Annotated in this window: 19 protein-coding genes and 3 pseudogenes; 10 read left to right on the forward strand and 12 right to left on the reverse strand. The window is 46.6% G+C overall.

Annotated elements, in window-relative coordinates; all coding sequences use genetic code 11:
• Positions 1-47 precede the first annotated feature (47 nt).
• Positions 48-742, forward strand: a protein-coding gene (locus tag DMB82_RS19685; protein WP_102117033.1) for an IS1 family transposase whose coding sequence is annotated in 2 segments (ribosomal slippage) — positions 48-291 and positions 291-742 — 696 coding nt in all. Because the reading frame shifts where the segments join, the coding sequence is not laid out codon by codon here.
• A gap of 355 nt (positions 743-1,097) precedes the next feature.
• Positions 1,098-1,922, forward strand: a complete 825-nt coding sequence (gene dinD, locus DMB82_RS19690; RefSeq protein ID WP_102117034.1) for a DNA damage-inducible protein D — start codon at positions 1,098-1,100, stop codon at positions 1,920-1,922.
• A 221-nt stretch (positions 1,923-2,143) separates the two neighbouring features.
• Here dinD and DMB82_RS19695 read toward each other — a convergent pair whose 3' ends face one another.
• From DMB82_RS19695 to DMB82_RS19725, 6 genes are all read right to left on the reverse strand, one after another.
• Positions 2,144-3,031 carry a nucleotidyl transferase AbiEii/AbiGii toxin family protein gene (locus DMB82_RS19695; RefSeq protein ID WP_116162847.1) on the reverse strand — a complete coding sequence of 296 codons (888 nt, stop codon included), beginning with the start codon at positions 3,029-3,031 and terminating at the stop codon, positions 2,144-2,146.
• 28 nt (positions 3,032-3,059) lie between these two features.
• Entirely contained in the window at positions 3,060-3,584 is a 525-nt protein-coding gene (abiEi, locus tag DMB82_RS19700; RefSeq protein ID WP_095993166.1) for a type IV toxin-antitoxin system AbiEi family antitoxin, read from the reverse strand.
• A 102-nt stretch (positions 3,585-3,686) separates the two neighbouring features.
• The gene (locus DMB82_RS19705; RefSeq protein WP_116162849.1) at positions 3,687-4,805 is read right to left on the reverse strand and encodes a hypothetical protein; all 1,119 of its coding nucleotides are present in this window, start codon (positions 4,803-4,805) and stop codon (positions 3,687-3,689) included.
• 10 nt (positions 4,806-4,815) lie between these two features.
• Positions 4,816-5,814 (reverse strand): YecA family protein, encoded by a 999-nt coding sequence (locus DMB82_RS19710; RefSeq protein WP_116162851.1) that lies wholly within the window; start codon positions 5,812-5,814, stop codon positions 4,816-4,818.
• Between the two features lie 454 nt (positions 5,815-6,268).
• Positions 6,269-8,758 (reverse strand): restriction endonuclease-like protein, encoded by a 2,490-nt coding sequence (locus DMB82_RS19720; protein ID WP_116162853.1) that lies wholly within the window; start codon positions 8,756-8,758, stop codon positions 6,269-6,271.
• An 18-nt stretch (positions 8,759-8,776) separates the two neighbouring features.
• The gene (locus DMB82_RS19725; RefSeq protein WP_116162855.1) at positions 8,777-10,615 is read right to left on the reverse strand and encodes an MrcB family domain-containing protein; all 1,839 of its coding nucleotides are present in this window, start codon (positions 10,613-10,615) and stop codon (positions 8,777-8,779) included.
• Positions 10,616-10,852: 237 nt separating this feature from the next.
• On the opposite strand from DMB82_RS19725, the gene DMB82_RS19730 reads away from it, so the two are divergent.
• Entirely contained in the window at positions 10,853-11,170 is a 318-nt protein-coding gene (locus DMB82_RS19730; RefSeq protein ID WP_116162857.1) for a helix-turn-helix domain-containing protein, read from the forward strand.
• A gap of 15 nt (positions 11,171-11,185) precedes the next feature.
• On the opposite strand, the gene DMB82_RS19735 is transcribed toward DMB82_RS19730, so the two are convergent.
• A complete protein-coding gene (locus DMB82_RS19735; protein WP_039490198.1) occupies positions 11,186-11,443 on the reverse strand; it encodes a helix-turn-helix domain-containing protein in 258 nt (85 codons plus the stop codon).
• A 97-nt stretch (positions 11,444-11,540) separates the two neighbouring features.
• Here DMB82_RS19735 and DMB82_RS19740 point away from each other — a divergent pair, with 97 nt between their 5' ends.
• The 5 genes from DMB82_RS19740 to DMB82_RS19760 all read left to right on the forward strand — a co-directional run bounded on the left by DMB82_RS19740 (position 11,541) and on the right by DMB82_RS19760 (position 15,166).
• A complete protein-coding gene (locus tag DMB82_RS19740; protein WP_109225069.1) occupies positions 11,541-11,867 on the forward strand; it encodes a helix-turn-helix domain-containing protein in 327 nt (108 codons plus the stop codon).
• 186 nt (positions 11,868-12,053) lie between these two features.
• The gene (locus DMB82_RS19745; RefSeq protein WP_116162867.1) at positions 12,054-13,472 is read left to right on the forward strand and encodes a Fic family protein; all 1,419 of its coding nucleotides are present in this window, start codon (positions 12,054-12,056) and stop codon (positions 13,470-13,472) included.
• Between the two features lie 433 nt (positions 13,473-13,905).
• Positions 13,906-14,145 (forward strand): type II toxin-antitoxin system Phd/YefM family antitoxin, encoded by a 240-nt coding sequence (locus DMB82_RS19750; RefSeq protein ID WP_102117042.1) that lies wholly within the window; start codon positions 13,906-13,908, stop codon positions 14,143-14,145.
• Entirely contained in the window at positions 14,145-14,585 is a 441-nt protein-coding gene (locus DMB82_RS19755; protein ID WP_080724435.1) for a type II toxin-antitoxin system VapC family toxin, read from the forward strand. Before DMB82_RS19750 ends, DMB82_RS19755 begins: the two co-directional genes overlap by 1 nt.
• Positions 14,586-14,608: 23 nt before the next feature.
• Positions 14,609-15,166 carry a hypothetical protein gene (locus DMB82_RS19760; RefSeq protein ID WP_102117043.1) on the forward strand — a complete coding sequence of 186 codons (558 nt, stop codon included), beginning with the start codon at positions 14,609-14,611 and terminating at the stop codon, positions 15,164-15,166.
• A gap of 46 nt (positions 15,167-15,212) precedes the next feature.
• On the opposite strand, the pseudogene DMB82_RS19765 reads toward DMB82_RS19760, so the two are convergent.
• A pseudogene (locus DMB82_RS19765) lies at positions 15,213-15,443 on the reverse strand (hypothetical protein); the annotation flags it as partial.
• 44 nt (positions 15,444-15,487) lie between these two features.
• Here DMB82_RS19765 and DMB82_RS19770 point away from each other — a divergent pair.
• Entirely contained in the window at positions 15,488-15,673 is a 186-nt protein-coding gene (locus DMB82_RS19770; RefSeq protein ID WP_228400022.1) for a hypothetical protein, read from the forward strand.
• Between the two features lie 18 nt (positions 15,674-15,691).
• Positions 15,692-15,784, forward strand: a complete 93-nt coding sequence (locus tag DMB82_RS19775) for a DUF596 domain-containing protein (protein ID WP_226373223.1) — start codon at positions 15,692-15,694, stop codon at positions 15,782-15,784.
• 61 nt (positions 15,785-15,845) lie between these two features.
• Here the strand turns inward: DMB82_RS19775 and DMB82_RS20840 are convergent.
• The 4 genes and pseudogenes from DMB82_RS20840 to aldA form a co-directional block, all read right to left on the reverse strand.
• Positions 15,846-15,962, reverse strand: a pseudogene (locus tag DMB82_RS20840) (AI-2E family transporter); the annotation flags it as partial.
• Positions 15,963-16,132: 170 nt separating this feature from the next.
• A pseudogene (locus DMB82_RS19785) lies at positions 16,133-16,504 on the reverse strand (GrpB family protein); the annotation flags it as partial.
• Between the two features lie 83 nt (positions 16,505-16,587).
• Complete coding sequence (gene lldD / locus DMB82_RS19790) at positions 16,588-17,748, reverse strand: FMN-dependent L-lactate dehydrogenase LldD (protein ID WP_116162859.1); 1,161 nt, start codon at positions 17,746-17,748, stop codon at positions 16,588-16,590.
• Positions 17,749-17,975: 227 nt separating this feature from the next.
• Positions 17,976-19,415, reverse strand: coding sequence for an aldehyde dehydrogenase (gene aldA / locus DMB82_RS19795; protein WP_102117045.1), 1,440 nt, complete (start codon positions 19,413-19,415; stop codon positions 17,976-17,978).
• Between the last annotated feature and the right edge of the window lie 76 nt (positions 19,416-19,491).

Genomic DNA, 19,491 nt, shown 5'->3' on the forward strand with positions numbered 1-19,491 from the left:
TCAATCGATAGAAATTTCTGTTACCCTATGGGTATTTGAGGTTTTCTGTGGCTACCGTTACCGTCCATTGTCCCCGATGCCATTCAGATGAAATTTATCGCCATGGTCGTAGTACTTCACAACACGAGCGCTTTCGGTGTCGGTCATGTAAACGTGTTTTCCAGTTGACCTACACCTATGAAGCGCGGAAGCCGAGAGTCAAAGAACAAATCGTTGATATGGCGCATAACGGTTCCGGTGTGCGCGATACCGCCAGAACGCTGAAGATAGGCATCAACACCGTCATACGTGCTTTAAAAAACTCGCTCCCCAGCGCATAACTTCTTTTCCGGTCGCTCACGCCGACGTCGCCCTTATCTGTGAACTTGATGAGCAGTGGGCCTTTGTTGGCAGTAAAGCCGTGCAACACTGGCTCTGGTACGCTTACAACATTAAAACTGGCGGTGTTCTGGCTTATACGTTCGGGCCGCGAAACGATGAAACTTGCCGTGAACGGCTGGCTCTGCTCACGCCCTTCAGCATTGGCATGATAACCAGCGACGGCTGGGGCAACTATGCGAGAGATGTGCCGAAGGAGAAGCACCTGACAGGTAAAATTTTTACACAGCGCATTGAGCGTAACAATCTGACGCTCCGTACCCGCATCAAGCGTCTGGCACGCAAAACGATTTGCTTCTCACACTCAATTGAGGTTCACGAGAAAGTCGTCGGTTCCTTCATCGAAAGATACATGTTCTACTAATTGGAGGCATTACCCAATCAGGGGTTAGTGTTGGTTCAAAACGCCTCTATGTCGGTTCAGTTTTTGAGAAAAAAATTAATTAAAACAATCGTCTTTACAAATTGAACCAACTGAACCGACTGAACTAACATACTTTTGCTTATATATGCATTTTTAGTGACGCTAGTTATCGACCAGACCAGAGGTACAAGCTGATTATCTCTTTTTTGTGGCTGTCATTTTCATGGCTGGTGTGGTTTCTTATTGCGGGATAGACCTATCGTAGAATAATCAGAATGTGGGATATTGAAGCAAACATTCCGCAGATCCAGTGACTAAAACAAAACCCACCAGCGCAAGATACATGGAGTGAGCGATGAACGAGCACCATCAACCATTTGAGGATTTACGGCAATATAGCAGCGAAGGGCAGGAATATTGGTCAGCAAGAGATTTAGCACCATTGCTTGATTATCGGGACTGGAGAAATTTTCAAAACGTTCTATCACGTGCCGCTCAAGCATGTGAAGTTAGTAACCAAGAGGTTTCAGACCATTTCGTTGAGACCACCAAAATGGTTGTGCTTGGATCGGGAGCTCAACGAGAACTGGAAGACATTCATTTGTCCCGGTATGCATGCTACCTAGTTGTACAGAATGGTGATCCTAGTAAACCCGTCATAGCAACAGGGCAAACATACTTTGCAATACAGACAAGGCGGCAGGAACTAGCTGACGATGAGACATTCAAGCGACTCCGCGAAGATGAAAAACGACTTTTTCTCAGGAACGAACTGAAAGAGCACAATAAACAATTGGTCGAAGCAGCACAGCAAGCGGGTGTTGAAACCACTCTGGATTTTGCAATATTTCAAAATCATGGGTATCAAGGGCTGTACGGCGGATTAGACCAAAAGGCCATACATCAACGGAAAGGACTCAAGAAAAGCCAAAAAATACTCGACCACATGGGTTCAACTGAATTAGCAGCCAACCTATTCCGAGCAACCCAGGCTGAAGAGAAACTCCGCAGGGATAATGTTAAATCGAAGCAAAAAGCCAATGAAACTCACTTTGAAGTGGGAAGGAAAGTAAGACAAACAATCAAGGAACTGGGCGGGACTATGCCAGAGAATCTACCTGCGCCAGAAAAAAGCATCAAACAGCTAGAGTCTGCCGCAAAAAAACTGGATAAAAAATAGAGCACTCCGTTTTACCGTGTACACATGGGTGTACACATAGAAAAAACGCATTATCGAAAACCCGCTTACAGCAAGGCTTTACCCCATCTACTCAATAAACAGATTCAATCGAATAACGTTTCACGCGATCTCGCGTTGTCTCACTAAGTCTCGTCAGGATAAAAAGGCCATTGTAAATCATGGCCTTTTTTGTTTTATGATGGAGGGAGAAAAACATGGGGCTAACCCATATCAAATGGATTTTTTGGTGTTCCGTCATTCAGTAACTCAGACGCGATGGCATGTACCTCGCCCTGAACATAAGCCCAATATGCAGGGTTATCGAGGGTTCTCTCTTTAATTTGCTTAGAGATAAAACGGCTCATTTCCATATTGAAGTCGTCACGGACTTCATCTTCCGACATTAGCTTGGCTAACTGAATAGACAGCGCCTGTCGAAAGTCTTCTGTTTGCTTCTGTCTGGCGGTGAGCTTCTTTTCAACCAGTGTCTTGGATAAATCAATACCGCGCTGCTTAATCCAAACAATATCCCAGATATCACGAGGTTTAATACGTCTTGCCCGATACGCTAACGCGATCAACTTATCGGCCAATGTTTCTTGTAACGACTGTACCGGAACCAAGATCCCTTCAGTCGGTACAACGATGTTGTAATGATTGATTAGTGGGCGTTTTTCAATATCAAATGACGGAATAGCACAGACGTCAATATGCATTTTTTGCCGTGGCAAATCAGGACGATTAGCTTCTTTTACGATACTAATTTTCCAAGAAACAGTATCCCCTTGCTGCTCGCCAGAAGGTTTGTTTACCCAAACTTCGGTTTCATACTTGTTCTGAATATAGGTTTGGATTTCGGACTCCAGCCCCTCAAACGCTGAGGGCTGGAAATCATGACCACCATTGAAATCAAGATCTTCTGATAGCCTGCTGCTGTTGTAACACATTCGTAATGAGGTGCCGCCAATAAACGTTAACCGCTGCATGACGCCCTGTTTGATCAGCACATCCATAATGTCATGATGCAAGATCTCTTTTTCTATGACGGGTGTCACTGCGGCATAGTCAGGGTTTGACTGGACAATTTGGCGAATTTGTTGCTTCAGCATACGTTATCTCCCATACACACCCCCATGCTTAGCTCTCCAACATATGTAGATTGCGCTGGCAGTGTTTTAGATCTGCAATCGCTTGTTCCTTGTATGCGCGATACATTTTGATGTCGGGGTCATAATACAAATTAGGTGCAATTTGCTCGACTGGCTTTTTAGTATGGGTAAACTCGATCACGCCATAAGGCGTATCAAAACAACCACTTCGACCTTTAGTCACCACAGTGACTCTACCCATCACAACTTGTGAAATATCACCGGTATGACTGAGCTGACTTTCTAAGCTGATGTAGCTCAATACGCCGCTGCGCAACTTTTTGATGATTTTATAAATGGCAGTCTCAGGCTCAGGTGGTGTAATAACACTTTCATAGAAGCCTTTCACCACTCGTCTTAGCAACCCCTTCTTTACGCAATCTGCCAGGAATTTTCTAAAGGCTGAGTCACAAGGCACACCCTGCATAAAAGCCAGCTCTGTTACACTGTGAATGCCGCCGCCGGCGTTCACTGCTTTGGCCAACGCGTTTAATAGCTCATCAGATTTAGCCATAGGTCTACACTACATTACCAAATAAGTAATGTAGTGTAGACCTGATGCTAGACCTGCGCAAGAAAAGGTCTACAGGTTGTTACGTAATTATTGCCCCCTCCATTAAAGCAAATCACTCAAGCGATTTAACAGCGCTTTACGGCTATTATTCGCCACAGCAAAGCGCTTAAAGCGTTGTTCAAACGCCGCTTCATCCGCTTTGAACTGATAGGCCTCAAACAGCTGATGCAGATAGCGTGATGCCGCATCGTAACCACTGGCGCAAGTTCGATCCGCTTGCTCTTGTGATTGCTGCCAGTAGTGCTCACGCTGGTTGTAAATATCCGTCAACGCTTTTTCTTTTTCCGCTTTTTCGAGGGCCATTTTCTTTGCGAGTGCTGCGGCTTGCTCTTGCTGTAATTGGCTTTGCGCTTGCTCGATGAAAGGGGAAATTACCTCGGGGGTTAACCAGTATTGATAGATTTCGTCTGTGTTGGCAGGTTCATTTCGCGTCAGCGCTAAGGCTTGGTGTCGGGTTAGCTGGCCTTGCTCAAACAACGTGCGTAATAGCGTGTCTTTCTCTGCTTCCGAGAGATTATGGAGCCACACATCAAACTGAAACTGGGTTTGTTTGGCTTGGTGACTGGGTTGTTCGTTCAGCACCATGGCGAGTGCCTTAACCAATGCTAAGGGAATATCAAACAGCGCTGCAAAGGCCTGCAACTCTTCACTGAGAGGTTCAAAATCGAATTGAATTAACGGCACTCGCTCAACTTCATCATTAAAATCGCACTCTTTGAGCCACATAAAGTACACAAGGCGCCAATCCCCTCGGATTAACTCGCTACGTAACCCAGCTAAATGCTGGAAAAAGTCGTCAGCATTCTCATCGTCAAAATATTCGTCATACTCCTCGATGGAAAAAATCAGCAGTTGCCACTCATCATTTTCGTGTACATGAAGCCCATCACTTGAAAAGCCGAGTAACGCATCTGGAAGTGTTCCAGCTGGTAGCTTGATGTAAGCATCGATTGAGCCCCAATCGGCATAGTAAAAACCGATATCGAAGTGTTTTAACATCAGCTCAAAAGGCTCTGCCTTTAGACCACTGTAGGTGTAATACACCTGAAAGGACGTGGCGCTGATCTCGGCACGGCTTGAAATGGCTCTGAGTGCTTGGCGCGCTTTAGCATCTAAATACCCATCCAGACGCTCGAATTTATAGTATTGATATTCGCTCACGGTGACTTTGCTATGTATTTATTGTGAATTGAAAAGTGTGTGTTAACAAAGGCTGCACCTGAACCACTCTGTCGACGGGGTCTGCGATGATATAACGGTCCGCGGTCACAAATCCCCAAAACTGCAAAAATCGTCCAATAAATCGAGATTCGATGAGCATGCTTAAGTTTCTTTCTGGCGAGAAGTAATGATTCGTAGGGAATGCCTGCAATAAATCGGGGAAAGCGGTAATAACCTCTTCAATCAGCTGATCCACACGTTTGTGGCTCTGAATGCGCCAGAGCATAAACAGCCAAAAGGTTCGCAAGTCGGCATCAAACTCAAAACTGTCCAAATAGCCCCAGTTATATTTGTTGATGGCAGTTTCTAACATAGGTTTAAAAAATGCCTGTACGCCTAGAGTTTGATACTGTTTTTGCGCTGCTTTTTTCACATGGTAGCGGCCGCTGCGTTGATAAATAATGCCGTTAATTTCGGCTAGCACTCTGGTGTAGTGCAAGGCATTGAATTTGTCTTCGTTACTGCCCGCAAACTCGCTGATACTTATGTCACGTTCGAATTGAGCAACGGCAAACTCAGGCAATAACTCACTGGCCTGTTTAACCAACTTAGTCGGTAAATTGCCTTTACTCGTGGCTTTGAATGAGCCTTCTTGTGCCATGGCCTCATCAAGAATTAGCGCGAGATAGCGCATCACTGGGCTGGCAGAAAGATCGTCTGGTGTGCTGATTTTCACACACTGTAGTTCATCAAAAGGCGCATAAAGCCAATTGGCCATTTGCATTGGCGTCACGCCACAAAAATCGGGATGAGGTTGATTATTGCGATCCTGAACTTTGTGTTGTAAAGCAACGTTGAGTTCATCAAGGCTCAAATTTGGGTTCATTGCCAGCATCGCTTCAACATCATCGATGACTTGGGCATGTTGCTTAGAAACGCTGTTCATACAACAACGTTTAAATTTTTTACCACTGCCACAATGGCAAGGATCGTTTCGGCCGAGCTTCATTATGGGTTTCTCTTATTGTGGTAGAAAATATTGAAAAAAAACGCCTTGCCAATTCTGAGCCAACACCCCCACTGCGACCTCTTCACCCGACGTGCGAGCTACACTGAGTTTCTGAACGGGTTTAAAACTCATCTTTTAGCACCTCATAATGCTAGTCGGTATAGCAGCACGCGCCTTGTTAGGTTGTGTGAGCGGATATAGCCTGTCTAGCGAGTCAAGTGTCTTCTGCCAAAGCAACAGTAATTGGCGGAAGGAAATTTGCCCAGTCAGCTCAAATTTCTTAATGGTGGCCACAGGCACGCAGCTTCGCTCTGCCAGTGCAGCCCGTGACAGCTTGCTTGTTGGCGTAACTCACGTAAGTAAGCAGCATAGGCTCGGCTCACATCAGTATCATCAAGTAATGTAAAATTCATCGGCGGCCACAACGCCCTGTGCTCAGGGCGTTTTCGTTGCATTATTGCCCTTCACCCTTTCCTGCATGCGAGACCGGCAAGGCTTCCTTATAGACTTCGTTCACCGAATTAAATTGTCGCGCCGCCTCCAGTGCATTCAATGTTGTTAGCTTCATCGAATTGCGAATGGGCCGGTGAGGCACGTTTTCAATCGGTGTTTTTAACATCAGGGGTTTACCTAATTCAAACAAAATACAGTCATAAGTATCAACACTTAACTTTCCCGTTTGCTCAACGTCTAGTTCATTCCTTTTCACGATTTTCTGGCTTTTAACTGGCCATATTTTCTTAATCGATTTCCAGTGGGGATCAAGGTCACTCGTTGAGGCGATAGCAAGGTAGCGTATTTCTGCGACTACGTGATTTTTTGACTTTTTCATCGCCGCATTGAATGTCTCCACTCTGGTGTGGTACCACGCCGATGTGCCGTTTTCAAAATTATCAAAATAGGTGCTGGTTCGCCCCACCTTACCACCCAAAGCGGCCGTCATCACTAAATCGGGGTAAAGCGTTTGCCCCATGCCGTAATAAGGGATCCGTGCGGCTTCTTGCAGATATAAACGTTCTTGTAATTGTTGCGTGCTGTAATAATTTCCCGCAACACCAAGCTGGTGCTTTAGAAAATCCACAATCCAGCGGCATCCAACCTGACCATCGTTGTTGGGCAGAAGTGCAAACGCGCCAATCCCCACCTCAGAAATGGCATCAAGGTAAGGGTTGTCTTCCACGTTTTGGTTAAAAAAGCCGGGATAGAGGGCAAAGGCTCCAAACACGGGGCGACTTTTCTGGCCTGCTACGGATGATGTGTCTTGCGTAATACGGATCAACGCATCACGGTAACGGTGCATTTGGTTAATGGCATCGTCCGGCACCAAATCGATTTTATCAATATCGTATTTATCTGCATCGCTACCATCCACTTGGCTCGCTTTGGTTTGAATACGGTACTTGGCATCGAATAGCCAAATACAGCGCTTATCGCTCGGCGTAGGGAATTCAACCTTCAAGACAATATCAGGACGATGAGAGACGAAGTAAGAACGAATATCTTCGCTGTTTGGGCTAAAATGAGGTTCGTGAGCCAATCTCGCCACTAAACCATCCTCGCGTTCAAAAACAAACGCGCCCGCAAATCCATTTTTTAACTGATATTCAAAGTCATTTTTTAATACCAAGGCTTGGCGATTCGGGGTGATATCCTTAAATCCAAGATCGTCGACTAAAATGTTGCGCAATGCCAGAAAACACCACACTTCATAAATATCAGCAACAGATTTCATCGAAATACTGGTTTGATTAGCAAAAACATCCAAGTAGCATTTAAGCTCCTGCCAAATACGATATACCGCGCTGTAGCCCGTTTTTTGTTGCAGTACGAGCGATGATTTAGCCAAACCATTAAATTCGCTAACGTCACGTAAAAAACTGTGGTTCAGCATTTTGATCAATGGTTTTTGCCAACTGCCAATTTCAGTGAGAAACGAATCTGAAAGGCGTTGATTTTCAGGTGCTTGATTATTTTTCCGCAGTTTGCGTTCAAACTCGGCTAATCGATTTTTGCATTGAGTGACCACCATCTTGATAAAACGATTCTCTGGCGTATCGACACTCAAGTGCTTTTTTTCAACGCGATAGCGTTTATCAGACCGACCATTTTTCAGATCGTTAATGACGTTTTCGGCTAAGCGATAAGGTAAGCGGCCTTTTAAACGATCCGCACGCACAAATGAAACATTGGGCTGTAGGCGGCGATGAGGCGCCTGACTGATTATTTTTAAACTTTGTTCTAAACGTTGCCTCAGTGCCGTGAAATTAGCCAACCAGAGTAACGGAAAATCACCACGTTGTTTGCTTTGCTCTGCGTCTTGCTCCGTTTTCTCCGCCAGGCTAAAACGCCACAGCGGATAATTTTTGTCGAGTACACGATACATCTCCGGCAAATCACGGTGTAAATCCATTTTGGTCGGCAACACTTCAAAAGCGAGAGTAAACCGATAGTCCTGACCTGCACGGCGATAGCTGAGCGGCAGGCGCATCCAGCCGACATCATTACCTGTATTGATGGTGCCCGTTAAGCGCGCGGGAATATCGCGTTTCTTTGCCGCAAAGCGAAAACCTTCATTCACCAGCCTTACGCGGTGGGTTAAAGCGGCTTGCTCCACCTCATTAAAAAACACCCACTCAAACTGATATTGCGCATTTTCAAAAAACAAAGGTTCCCGCAGAGTGATCGACTCACTCTGCACACGAGGGGAATTACCCAACGTTTCAGAGATCAGCGTTTCATCCAGAACTGCCACTTCCTGCAAATCCATCGCAGGGGAAAAACGCACCGCCGAGCCCACACTATTCTCAACCAAGGGATGAAGAGCATCAGCGTGCTGAACGCGTTTAGCCAGCGTGTTACGGTAAACCTGTTGCCGTTTAGCGATATCATTACACCAAATCGACAGTTCAAAATGCTCAGTTTGTACTCGCAGTAATTCGGGCATTTCGTACCGCCTTATGGGTTATGGCCAGAAACTGGTAAAGCCTGATTGAGCAAGCTTATTTTGCATCCAATCAATTTTAGCGCGACTGCGGCAAGCAATCATTATTGTCTCACCATCTTGTTGCTTTTCACGGTAAAAATCCTGTCTTGCGTTTGGTTGATTCCAAATAGCGGACAGATTTTCCTTTAAAATACCGGATAATTTTATGAGCAGCGATTCATCAATATCATGCTGAGCTAATTTATCGCTATCACCTTCAATACGCGGTAATAACTTGCACATTAAAAAATCATCCCAAACCGCTTGTAACTGCATTTCGTCTTCAGGTTGATGACTGATCACACTCAGCAGCAATTCATTTAAGGCACGATAGGCCAATTTAAAGGGCGTGTTGTCCAAAACGGTATTCAGCGCATGTAGAAATTGAATACTCGCTTTGCCATCTGCATCAATTACAGGCAAGCGTTCTTTATTCTTCACAGCACTTGAATAAATCGGGTAGGTCAGTTTTTTAGAGGCGACTGTTGGTGAAAAATATTCATTAAAATCGTTAGGGAAGAAATCACCAAAATCGAAACTCAGTGCGCGGTCAATCACCTTACGGGAAAAGCCGTGCGTGGTCTCATCCATATTCACCGTACCGGCCACCAGTAAGTTAAAGGGAATGCCGATACCGTGCTTAGAAAATTCAAGCCATAACGCAGAAGTCGGGTCTAATTCTAAACGCTCGCACAATTCATTCCGTTTATCATCAGAAAGTGACTGAATCACGGAGGCTTTTAATAACGGGTCGCACTGGTAGGTAAACTCATCATCTTCCCATTCCCATTCGCGGGTTTCCAGTATAGATAAATAATCCGCAAAATACTGCTCGACAGGGGCAAGATTCATTTCATCCAAGCATAACCAATACGGCGGTATTGCCTGCAAATCATTACGGTTCCCTGACGTTTTGTTCCCTGCGATTTGCACACCGGTCTCTGCAATGGTTTTCCACGCTTTAACAATAAATTGCAACACATCGGTGATGACGTACTCGGCATTGTTATTCAAGCGAGTGGTATAACCTAATAAATCGCTGGGTTCATGCCAATCCGGACGGACGGAAACTAAACAATAGGTTTCTTGACGGCTTCCCGTCGCTTCTGCTTGTTCACGAACAAAACGTGATTTTCCTGTGCCGGAAATACCGGCTAGGAGGAGGAACGGTTTAGGGAGGGGGGTAGTGTCTCTATCTGGTCCACTCAATTTTTCTTTGGCCGGTATGTCTTGCATTTCGAACTCCATCCCCTCTATTTCTCTATAAAATTTCAGTAATGAATACAAATCGTTTTTGAGAATTTCATCAGATGGGATACTGTCAGCAGCATAATATTTTGCTATCACACTTGGTTTTTCATACGATTTACCGAGAGTGGTGTCTGCTTGTAAATCTATATCTTTAACACCCCAATTTTCTAAACCAATTATTTTACTTAATAGTTGCTTCTTTACATATTCAGCGCGTTCTTCGGCTCCTTTCTTCCCCCATTTTTTAGCTGGTTTTGTTGTACCTTGATTAAGCGATAAGTAAATCCCTGAACCATCAGATTTAAAAAGGTATACTGGATAGATTCCTGCTTGAGTGGTACTTGTAATTTTCGGATTAAGAATAGACACCCAAGGAACATTAGCCCAATTTCCTGCTCCAGCACTAGCCTCTACGTCATAATTCAAATCAAACTGACTAACTATATCTTCTATTTCTTTTTTTAACTCTTTTCTCAATAAATTCGCAATTGGATTATTAGTAAACCCCTGTTTTGTAGCCGAAACCCAACTTTTAGTTATTATCTGGAATTTTTCTTGCAGGCTCATCCTAGCTCCTAAATTAAGACAATAAACTTATGATATCTAGTACAAAAATTTATTTTATTGCGTAATGCTATTTATTTCTACTACACACGAAAAATTTATTTGGCTTTCACAGAAGAATCGGTTCAACCAAACTCACCTCCCGAGAAGGTGAGTTTTCATTTTTTTATTACCAACCAAAACCAAAAGCTACGATATACGTAGTATCTAATATCTTTCATACCTACGAATATCGTAGGTATGAATATTCGTCAGCAACATCGTGATATTTTCAGTCAACGTCTCAAAGATGCCCGATTGTTAAGGGGGCTGTCTCAGAAAGGGCTGGGTATCGCAGCCGGAATTGATGAGTTCGTAGCAAGCGCCCGAATTAACCGTTATGAGAAAGGTGTGCATGAAGCCAACCTCGTCACCGCCAGCCGTTTGGCTGAAGCACTAGATGTTCCCCTCGCCTATTTCTATGCCGCTGATGATAATCTGGCAAAAATGATTCTGACATTTGCAGAGTTATCCGCAGCAGAGCAAACGGCACTACTCAACTCGCTGGAAAACAAATAGTTTGCCAGACGTTCATTACGTCTTATCGCCCCTTATCTTTACCTTTCGATCAAGCAAACTCCCCTCCGTATCATAATAACGACTCGGCCATATTTCGGCGGGATGTACCCCAAGTGCGCCTGCAACTAGCCATTCGCCTTTAGGCCAAGGGCGCGTTAATACATTTGCCAGCGTTGACGAACTCAAACCTACAGAACGTGAAAGCGCAGCCATTGAAGTACTCTTCTTGTGTAAGGCAGCAATGATATCTGCTTTGTGCCAGTCCTTTTTCATCTAACCTCCTAACAGTTCATCATTAAAGGAACATGCACCACCAATACTACGTTATTCGTAGTATCTAGCTCAAGAAAAAACTACGATTCTCGTAGTCATGATGACAAAAAAAAATTACCATGACGTTTTCTGCCAACGACTAAAACAGGCTCGCTTGGCAAAAGGCTTATCGCAGAAAAAACTCGGCATTGCTGCTGGTATCGATGAATTCGTCGCCAGCACGCGTATCAATCGCTATGAGAAAGGCGTTCATGAAGCAAGTATTGAGACGGCTCAACAGTTAGCAAAGGCGCTGGATGTGCCACTCGCCTACTTCTATACAGAGAACGATGAGTTAGCCGAAATGATGCTGGCGTTTTTGGCATTGTCACCAGAGAAAAGGGCGGAAGTTTTGGCGTTGGTGGAAAATGAAAGAAACACATGACAGGCTGTTAAGTGTTATCCCTGAACTCTGCTTTAGATTTTGTTACCGCACGGCAAACCTTACCTAAATTGTCTCTATCCGATCCTAATAAGGACAAAATTCCTATAACTTGTCCTTATTGACTTGAATTTTGTCCTTATTCCTACTACGTTTAGAGACACCGACGACTATTCTGTCCTTATAAAAATGAGCCAAAACACTCGTATACAGCAAGAGAAAATATCAATTTTGCAAGCAATGCTTCAGTTCGATGAAGCAAAAAGCCTGGGCGAAATTGAAGAATTCCTATTTTTTTCAATAAATAAGAAAACACTACAGCGCCGACTTAAAGAGCTGTACGACGACGGACAGATCGTGACGGTAGGGGAAAAACGCAATACTAAATATTATGCAAATAAGGACAATTCACCTTCATTGCATGTCCTTAAGCCATTCGATAAGGACACTAGCGATAACAACATAGGGACAATACGGGCAGATGAGGACAATCACCCCATCTTTTCCAAAGAGGCTATCTCACAGCTCGCCTATTTAGATACACCTTCGTATGCACGTAAAAAATCCAGCTATCAATTTGATATTTTGGATAATTATTTACCCAACATCACTCAGTACCTGCCGAATCAGATACAAACGACGCTGGCGAAAATGGGGAAACGATTTGATGACACACTGGCAGCAGGGACTTATGCGAGGAATATTAGTCAACGTCTACTCATTGATTTGTCCTATAACTCTAGTCGACTAGAAGGTAATACCTACTCCAAGCTTGATACACAAAAACTCATAGAACAGGGGCTGACAGCCGATGGTAAAGTTCATGAAGAAACCATCATGATCATGAACCACAAAGAAGCGATTGAATTTTTAATTGAAAATGCCGAAGAGATAATCATTAATCCCTTCACAATCAGAAATATTCACGCCCTGCTTTCGCAAGATTTACTCGCCAATCCCAATGCATGCGGTAACATCAGGCAGATAGAAGTCTCTATTGGAAAATCGGCCTATTTTCCGCTAAACAACCCCCATCAACTCGAAGAATACTTCTCTCTATTGCTACGCAAAGCAGAACAAATCCACGACCCCTTTGAGCAAAGCTTTTTCTTATTCATTCATTTATCGTATCTACAAGCCTTTGAAGACGTAAACAAGCGAACCGCTCGATTATCCTGCAATATCCCTTTTATTAAGCACAATTTTTGTCCGTTAAGTTTTATTGATGTACCGCAAGAGGATTACTTTAAGTCACTGCTGTATTTCTATGAAACCAATGAACTCCTGCCCGCTTTAGAGCTGTTCAAATGGGCCTATACGAGATCTTGCGAACAATATGATGTAGTAAAAGAGTCGATTGGCGAAATTGATATTTATCGCATACAACATCGTGCGGCACGAAAAGTGGCGATGGGGAGCATTATCCGAGAAAACCTTAATGAACCGCTTGCAGAACAATATCTTAAGAAATATTGTGCAGAAAATAACATTCCTTCTGCCGATAAATTTATTGCCATGACACTCAGTGATTTAGCTCAACTTCATGTTGGATCAATCGTTGGACTTGGCATTACAGAAAACATGTTTATTAAGTGGAAAAATAGTTGAATGAACTAAAAGAGTGTAGTGAATCAATAAACCGACACGCGCTACACATTAAACGCCTCTTGTTTGGCAAGTTGCTCATTGCGGCTAATGCCCAATCGGTTTGCGGCCGCTTGCCAGCCTTTTACGGCGCCAAGTACCTCGTCATAGATACGGGTTGCGTCCTCGCGGCTTAAGCGGAAAAAATCGATCACCTCAAAGGCAGATGATAACTTCCAGCCTCTATTGATGAGCAAAAAACAATCAAATAGGGACTATATTCCCATAATATTGCCAAAAATGGGAATACAGTCCTCTTTTCTCGGTCGATGAAATCGACACAAAAAATCTATCCACGCTTTAATCGGTCACAGATTGACCAACTCTTAAATGACCAGTAGACTCATTCATGTAGACCAACTTTTTTTAAGAATTTGACCAACTCTTCGGAGGACCTGTGCAAAAAATCAATCTCTACGAGGCAAAGACCAATTTCTCTAAAATTATCAACCATGTATCTGAAACGGGAGAATCCTATGTCATCGCCCGCAACGGTAAACCCGTAGCGAAGATCGTTCCTCTTACCCTTACCGAAAAAACGCCACGCATTGGTTTCATGAAGGGCCAAGTTTCAGCACCAGAGAATTTTAATGATTTGAATAAAGAAGAAATTATCGACATGTTTAATGGGAAATAATGATGACAATCAACAAGGACGATGCCCCAAAGCAGCGCTCTACTAGCTACTTGTTAGATACGCACGCGTTGATTTGGTTAGCAGGTGAGCCGGAAAACCTTAGCAGCGACACAATCGCCATTCTTTCCGATGACAATAACCGTTTTTACTTCTCTTCCGTCAGCATACAAGAGATAGCAATCAAAACGGCACTAAACAAGCCCAGCTTTAGTATTGATGCTGAGGCTATAACGAAAGGTTTATTATCAGCGGGTTATCTTGAGCTTCCTATGCAGGCAACTCACGCCTATAACCTCACAAGATTACCCGAAATGCACCAAGACCCGTTTGACCGAATATTAGTCTCTCAAGCGAAAATAGAAGGTCTGGCACTGATAACAAACGATGGCAATATTATTAAGTATTGCTCAGGCTATATCAGCGTGATCAAATGTTGTTAGCATTCCAAGGAAAAACAACCGACATGCGTTACCTCGTCCTCCCCTTCATCCTTCTTGTCCTGACCGGCTGTCAGGCGGTTACCACCTTCGATAAATACGCCACGATGCGTCTTTATGAAGTTTATGAAGTCGAGAACCTTTCTGCCTGTGAGTACAAACCGCCGTTTCGTGACTGCACCGTGGATAAGCGCTCTTTTAACGTCAGGATCACTGACGATAAAAGCAAAATCGCGTTAGTGGTAGGAAAGCGCTATGCCTATTTCGGCTTCACGCGTGATGATTTTGCCCGTCAGACGCAGCCGCTGCGTGATTTCCTGATTTGGGTAGAAGATCCGAACGCGCAAGATAAACAGATCAAGCAATTACGCAAAGCCGGAAACGTTGGCGGAAGTCTGTTTTACAACACAGAGGTGGAATATCAGTTCGATTATCTGCACACGCGTGCCGATGTTCCGTTGCTCGTCGTTAAACCTCATGAAAACGCGGATTCTTACGGTCTGACCGTCGAAGAAGTGAAAAACCTGCTGTCGGTGATGGATGCCTGGTATGCCGGCACGTTTTCTGGGAAACAGCTTACCTAAACATAGTGAAGGCGGCCAGACAGGTCAAATCTGGCCGAGAGCGGCATTAGAATTTCTGCATTCTGGAAGAGAATTGACCGCAGTTTTTCAGCATCAAGTCTTTGACCGGTCGGCGGTCATAGTAGCCTTTTTCGGTTTTGAACACTTCGTAGACTTCGATGCGACGTGGCGAATAAGCATCAACAAATTTACCAGTAACATAATAGTAATTCCCGACCACAGGTTTAAACGTGACGGTACTAAATCCACCATTGGCAGCAATCATTCTGACTGCAATTCACCCTCAACGCGAAAATCGATAACGTTTTCAGAAAAGGAATCATGTTCTCCGGCTCGACTAAACTCCCCGATAGCGATGAAGATGCCGCCTCGATTGGCGTCCAGCACTGGTGCCAGTGTTTATCCGAAATCCGCACCGCCCTGACACACTGTGAATGGCTTGTCGCGGTTGACGACCACAGCATACCTTGGGACGCCGAGGCAAAGGCGCATGATCCCACGCGATGAAGTCTCAGCCTCTGACGCTTGCTGAAAGACGAATTTGGCCTGTGGTTCTTCGCCAACGCGCCCGCAGGCGTCGTGTGGATTACGCCCGAGGGGCAAGAGAGTTGGACGTAAGAGGAATCAGCGGGCCAATCACAAAACCGTTGATACCGTAGATTTCCATACCGCCCAGCGTGGCGATCAGAATCAGGTTCACCAGATAGGCGCCGTCCTTCAGGAGGAAGAAAAGCAGGTAGAGCATCACCCCGAAACCGATGAAGAAGGTGAATGTTCCTTTGCCGATCAGCAGCACCACCGCCCATAAGATGGCGGAATAATACGGTGCCAGAGTGTCAAAAAACGCCAGCGTGAGATAAATAAGATAAGGATGAAGAATCTCCCTTCGTTCAATCTGCCCTCGAAATATAGAACGAAGTCGACCGTTTTCAATACAGGAAAAAGCGCATAGTGCTGAGGAAATGGCTAGGCAAGCGCCTCATGAGTGGCAATAAAGTCATCTTTTAACTGGCTATACACAGCGGCATCGTTGTCACACGCCAGTGCAGCGGCGCGCTTTATTGCCGCATATTCCGCACACACGTCAGGATTCACCCGCAGATAATCACGAAAAGCTAAATGTCTCTGAATAGGTTCGTCACCCACCACGAAGGCGTGAAGATGGTGAGTACGAGCGTCACCGCCCTTGGTGTAGTAACGACGCCTCGCTATCCCATTTTCGCCGCGGGGGCGATAGCCCAAATCGACCATGACGTGATCCAACCTATCCAAATCGGACAGCGAAACCACTTCCAGCAGCATATCAATCACCGGTTTAGCGGGTAACCCCGGCACGGCCTTATCGCGTAAAGGTTATCAACGTTCAGAGGAAGGTTCAAAAGCCATCACGCGGCGAGTGACTCTCACCGCGTCATCCGTGCTTACAGGCCATCCAGTCGCCGCTGGGTCGCCTGCACCAGTGAGTCTGTGGTGATGTCGGCAATGGATTTGGCACCCGTGAGCGTCATCGCTACACGCATCTCTTTTTCGATCAGGTTCAGCAGGTTAACCACGCCCGCTTCGCCCGCTGCCGCGAGTGCGTAGACAAACGCGCGCCCGAGCATCACACCGTCCGCACCCAGCGCGATCATCCGCACCACGTCCAGCCCGGTACGAATACCGGAATCCGCCAGAATGGTGATCTCGCCTTTCACCGCATCGGCGATAGCGGGCAGCGCATGTGCCGTCGAGAGCACGCCGTCCAGTTGTCGACCGCCGTGATTGGAAACCACGATGCCGTCCGCGCCAAACCTCACCGCCTCTTTGGCATCTTCGGGGTCGAGAATGCCTTTGATGATCATCGGCCCTTTCCACATCTCGCGGATCCACGCCAAATCCTGCCACGAAATAGAGGAATCGAAATTCTCGGCCAGCCAGCCGATATAGTTCTCCAGCGTCGTCGGCGTACCGCGATAGGCGGAAACATTCCCCAAATCGTGCGGCTTACCGTTCAGGCCAACGTCCCATGCCCACTGTGGATGCACCATCGCCTGCAAAACGCGACGTATCGCCGCATTCGGGCCACTCATGCCGGAATGGGCATCACGATAGCGCGCGCCCGGCGTCGGCATATCCACGGTAAAGACCAGCGTCTTCACCCCTGCTGCTTGCGCACGTTCCAACACGTTGCGCATAAAGCCGCGATCTTTTAACACGTAGAGCTGGAACCACAGAGGCCGATCGATAGTGGGTGCGACCTCCTCAATCGGGCAGACGGAAACGGTAGACAGCGTAAAGGGAATACCCTTCTGCGCCGCCGCACGGGCAGCCTGAACCTCGCCGCGTCGGGCGTACATGCCGGTCAGGCCAACGGGTGCCAGCACCACCGGCATCGCCAGTTTTTCGCCGAACAGCTGCGTTTCTAGGCTCAGGTCGGAGACATTTTTCAGGATGCGCTGACGCAGCGCGATATCCGCCAGATCGGCGGTATTACGCCTGAGCGTGTGCTCACCATACGCACCACCATCGACATAGTGGAAAAGAAACGGCGGCAGCTTACGCTGCGCCGCCGCCCGGTAGTCCGTTGAAGCAGAGATGATCATCGTCCTTTCCCATCCTTCTTCTTGTTTGTGCCACTGTTACGGTAAGTGGCATGACTGTTACTGGAACTGCTTTTAGTGGAATTCATACTGTTCACTTCAGTCCGCTTTTAGGGGAAACACAGGGGGAGGTTCCCGCAGGGAGGCCTCACCCCTGTGGTCGCCCCGTGTATCTCGATACTTAAGCGATCGGCATGACTTTATTGAGATTGCCTTTAGTGAAACTGCTTTTAGTGAAATTGAAGGTACGCGACATGCGTTTGCAGATATTCCTGCAAGCCATGCTTACCGTCCGCCCCACCCACACCGGATTTACGCCAGCCCGCATGGAAGCCCTGCATCGCCTCGAAGTTTTCACGGTTGATGTAGGTTTCACCGAACTTCAGCCCTTTAAGCGCCTTCATCGCGGTGTTGATGTTTTGCGTATAGATCGACGACGTCAGGCCATATTCGCTGTCGTTCGCCATCGTAATCGCCTCTTCCAATGTGTCGAAAGTCGCGACGGGCAGCACCGGACCAAACACTTCTTCGTGCATGATCGGCATGTCTTGTTTCACATCCACCAGCAGCGTAGGCGGGTAGAAATAGCCTGTACCGCTTGCGCGCTGGCCGCCGAGCAACACTTTCGCACCCTGTGATACCGCTTTCGCCACTTTGTCTTCTACACGCTGTCGCGCCGCCGCGCTGATCAACGGCCCCATATCCAGCGCTTTTTTCTCCGCCGTGTTGCCGAAGGTCACCTGCTCCATCGCAGTTTTAATTCGGGAGATAAACTCGTCGTAAATGCCTTTCTGCACGTAAACGCGCTCGGCGCAGTTACACACCTGCCCGCTGTTGATCACGCGGGAGCTGACAATCGCTTTCACTGCCAGATCGAGATCGGCATCATCCATCACGATGGCGGGCGCTTTGCCGCCCAGTTCCAGCGATACCTTCGTGACGTTCTGCGCCGCCGCCGTCATGGTGGCAATGCCCGCCGCCACGCTGCCAGTCAGGCTGACCATGCCGACTTTCGGGTTAGCAGCCAGCTCTTGCCCGACCGTTGGGCCATAGCCGGTAACGAAATTGATGACGCCTTTCGGCAGGCCAATTTTGTGAATGATTTCGGCGAAAATCACCGCATTATTCGGTGTGATCTCGCTCGGTTTGATGACGATGGTATTGCCGGTGATCAGCGCCGGAGCGGCCTTGCGCGCGATCAGGAAGAAAGGGAAGTTCCACGGCAGAATACCGGTCGTGACGCCAATCGCTTTGCGGAAGACGAAGATGTTCTCATTCGGGCGGTCGCTCTGAATAATTTCGCCTTCATAACGGCGCGCCCACTCCGCCATGTAGTCGAGGTAGTCAGCGGTGAACAGCACTTCCGTCTGCGCCAGACCGTGCGTCTTGCCGCCTTCCGCAATGATGGTATCGGTCAGTTCGGCTTCGCGCTCGCGGATACCGTCGGCAATTTTGTGCAGCCAGACGCCGCGTTCAACCGCAGGCAGCGCTTCCCAGCCCGGCTGTGCGGCTTCTGCCGCGTCTATCGCTCTCTTCGCATCGTCAGCGGAGCCTTCCGGGATCTGTGAAATAACCTGCTCTGTGGCCGGGTTCACCACATCAATCCACTTCCCGCTGCTGTTTTCAACAAACTCACCGTTGATGTACATACGTTTTTGGGTGGTGCTCATGTCAGGCATCTCCAAAGTAGGGTTAGAGAATACAACACATAAACGAGTTGTTAATAAAACACGTCTTTTTTGTGAA

This window comes from Pectobacterium aquaticum (genome assembly GCF_003382565.3).
In the GTDB taxonomy this organism is placed as follows: domain Bacteria; phylum Pseudomonadota; class Gammaproteobacteria; order Enterobacterales; family Enterobacteriaceae; genus Pectobacterium; species Pectobacterium aquaticum.

Coding starts and splice junctions, on each gene's coding strand:
- DMB82_RS19740 (WP_109225069.1), top strand. CDS start 11,541: ATGATGACAAAAAAAAATTACCATGACGTTTTCTGCCAACGACTAAAA.
- DMB82_RS19730 (WP_116162857.1), top strand. CDS start 10,853: ATGAATATTCGTCAGCAACATCGTGATATTTTCAGTCAACGTCTCAAA.
- aldA (WP_102117045.1), bottom strand. CDS start 19,415: ATGAGCACCACCCAAAAACGTATGTACATCAACGGTGAGTTTGTTGAA.
- DMB82_RS19710 (WP_116162851.1), bottom strand. CDS start 5,814: ATGAAGCTCGGCCGAAACGATCCTTGCCATTGTGGCAGTGGTAAAAAA.
- DMB82_RS19755 (WP_080724435.1), top strand. CDS start 14,145: ATGATGACAATCAACAAGGACGATGCCCCAAAGCAGCGCTCTACTAGC.
- abiEi (WP_095993166.1), bottom strand. CDS start 3,584: ATGGCTAAATCTGATGAGCTATTAAACGCGTTGGCCAAAGCAGTGAAC.
- DMB82_RS19725 (WP_116162855.1), bottom strand. CDS start 10,615: ATGAGCCTGCAAGAAAAATTCCAGATAATAACTAAAAGTTGGGTTTCG.
- DMB82_RS19695 (WP_116162847.1), bottom strand. CDS start 3,031: ATGCTGAAGCAACAAATTCGCCAAATTGTCCAGTCAAACCCTGACTAT.
- DMB82_RS19720 (WP_116162853.1), bottom strand. CDS start 8,758: ATGCCCGAATTACTGCGAGTACAAACTGAGCATTTTGAACTGTCGATT.
- lldD (WP_116162859.1), bottom strand. CDS start 17,748: ATGATCATCTCTGCTTCAACGGACTACCGGGCGGCGGCGCAGCGTAAG.
- DMB82_RS19760 (WP_102117043.1), top strand. CDS start 14,609: ATGCGTTACCTCGTCCTCCCCTTCATCCTTCTTGTCCTGACCGGCTGT.
- DMB82_RS19735 (WP_039490198.1), bottom strand. CDS start 11,443: ATGAAAAAGGACTGGCACAAAGCAGATATCATTGCTGCCTTACACAAG.
- DMB82_RS19770 (WP_228400022.1), top strand. CDS start 15,488: ATGTTCTCCGGCTCGACTAAACTCCCCGATAGCGATGAAGATGCCGCC.
- DMB82_RS19745 (WP_116162867.1), top strand. CDS start 12,054: ATGAGCCAAAACACTCGTATACAGCAAGAGAAAATATCAATTTTGCAA.
- dinD (WP_102117034.1), top strand. CDS start 1,098: ATGAACGAGCACCATCAACCATTTGAGGATTTACGGCAATATAGCAGC.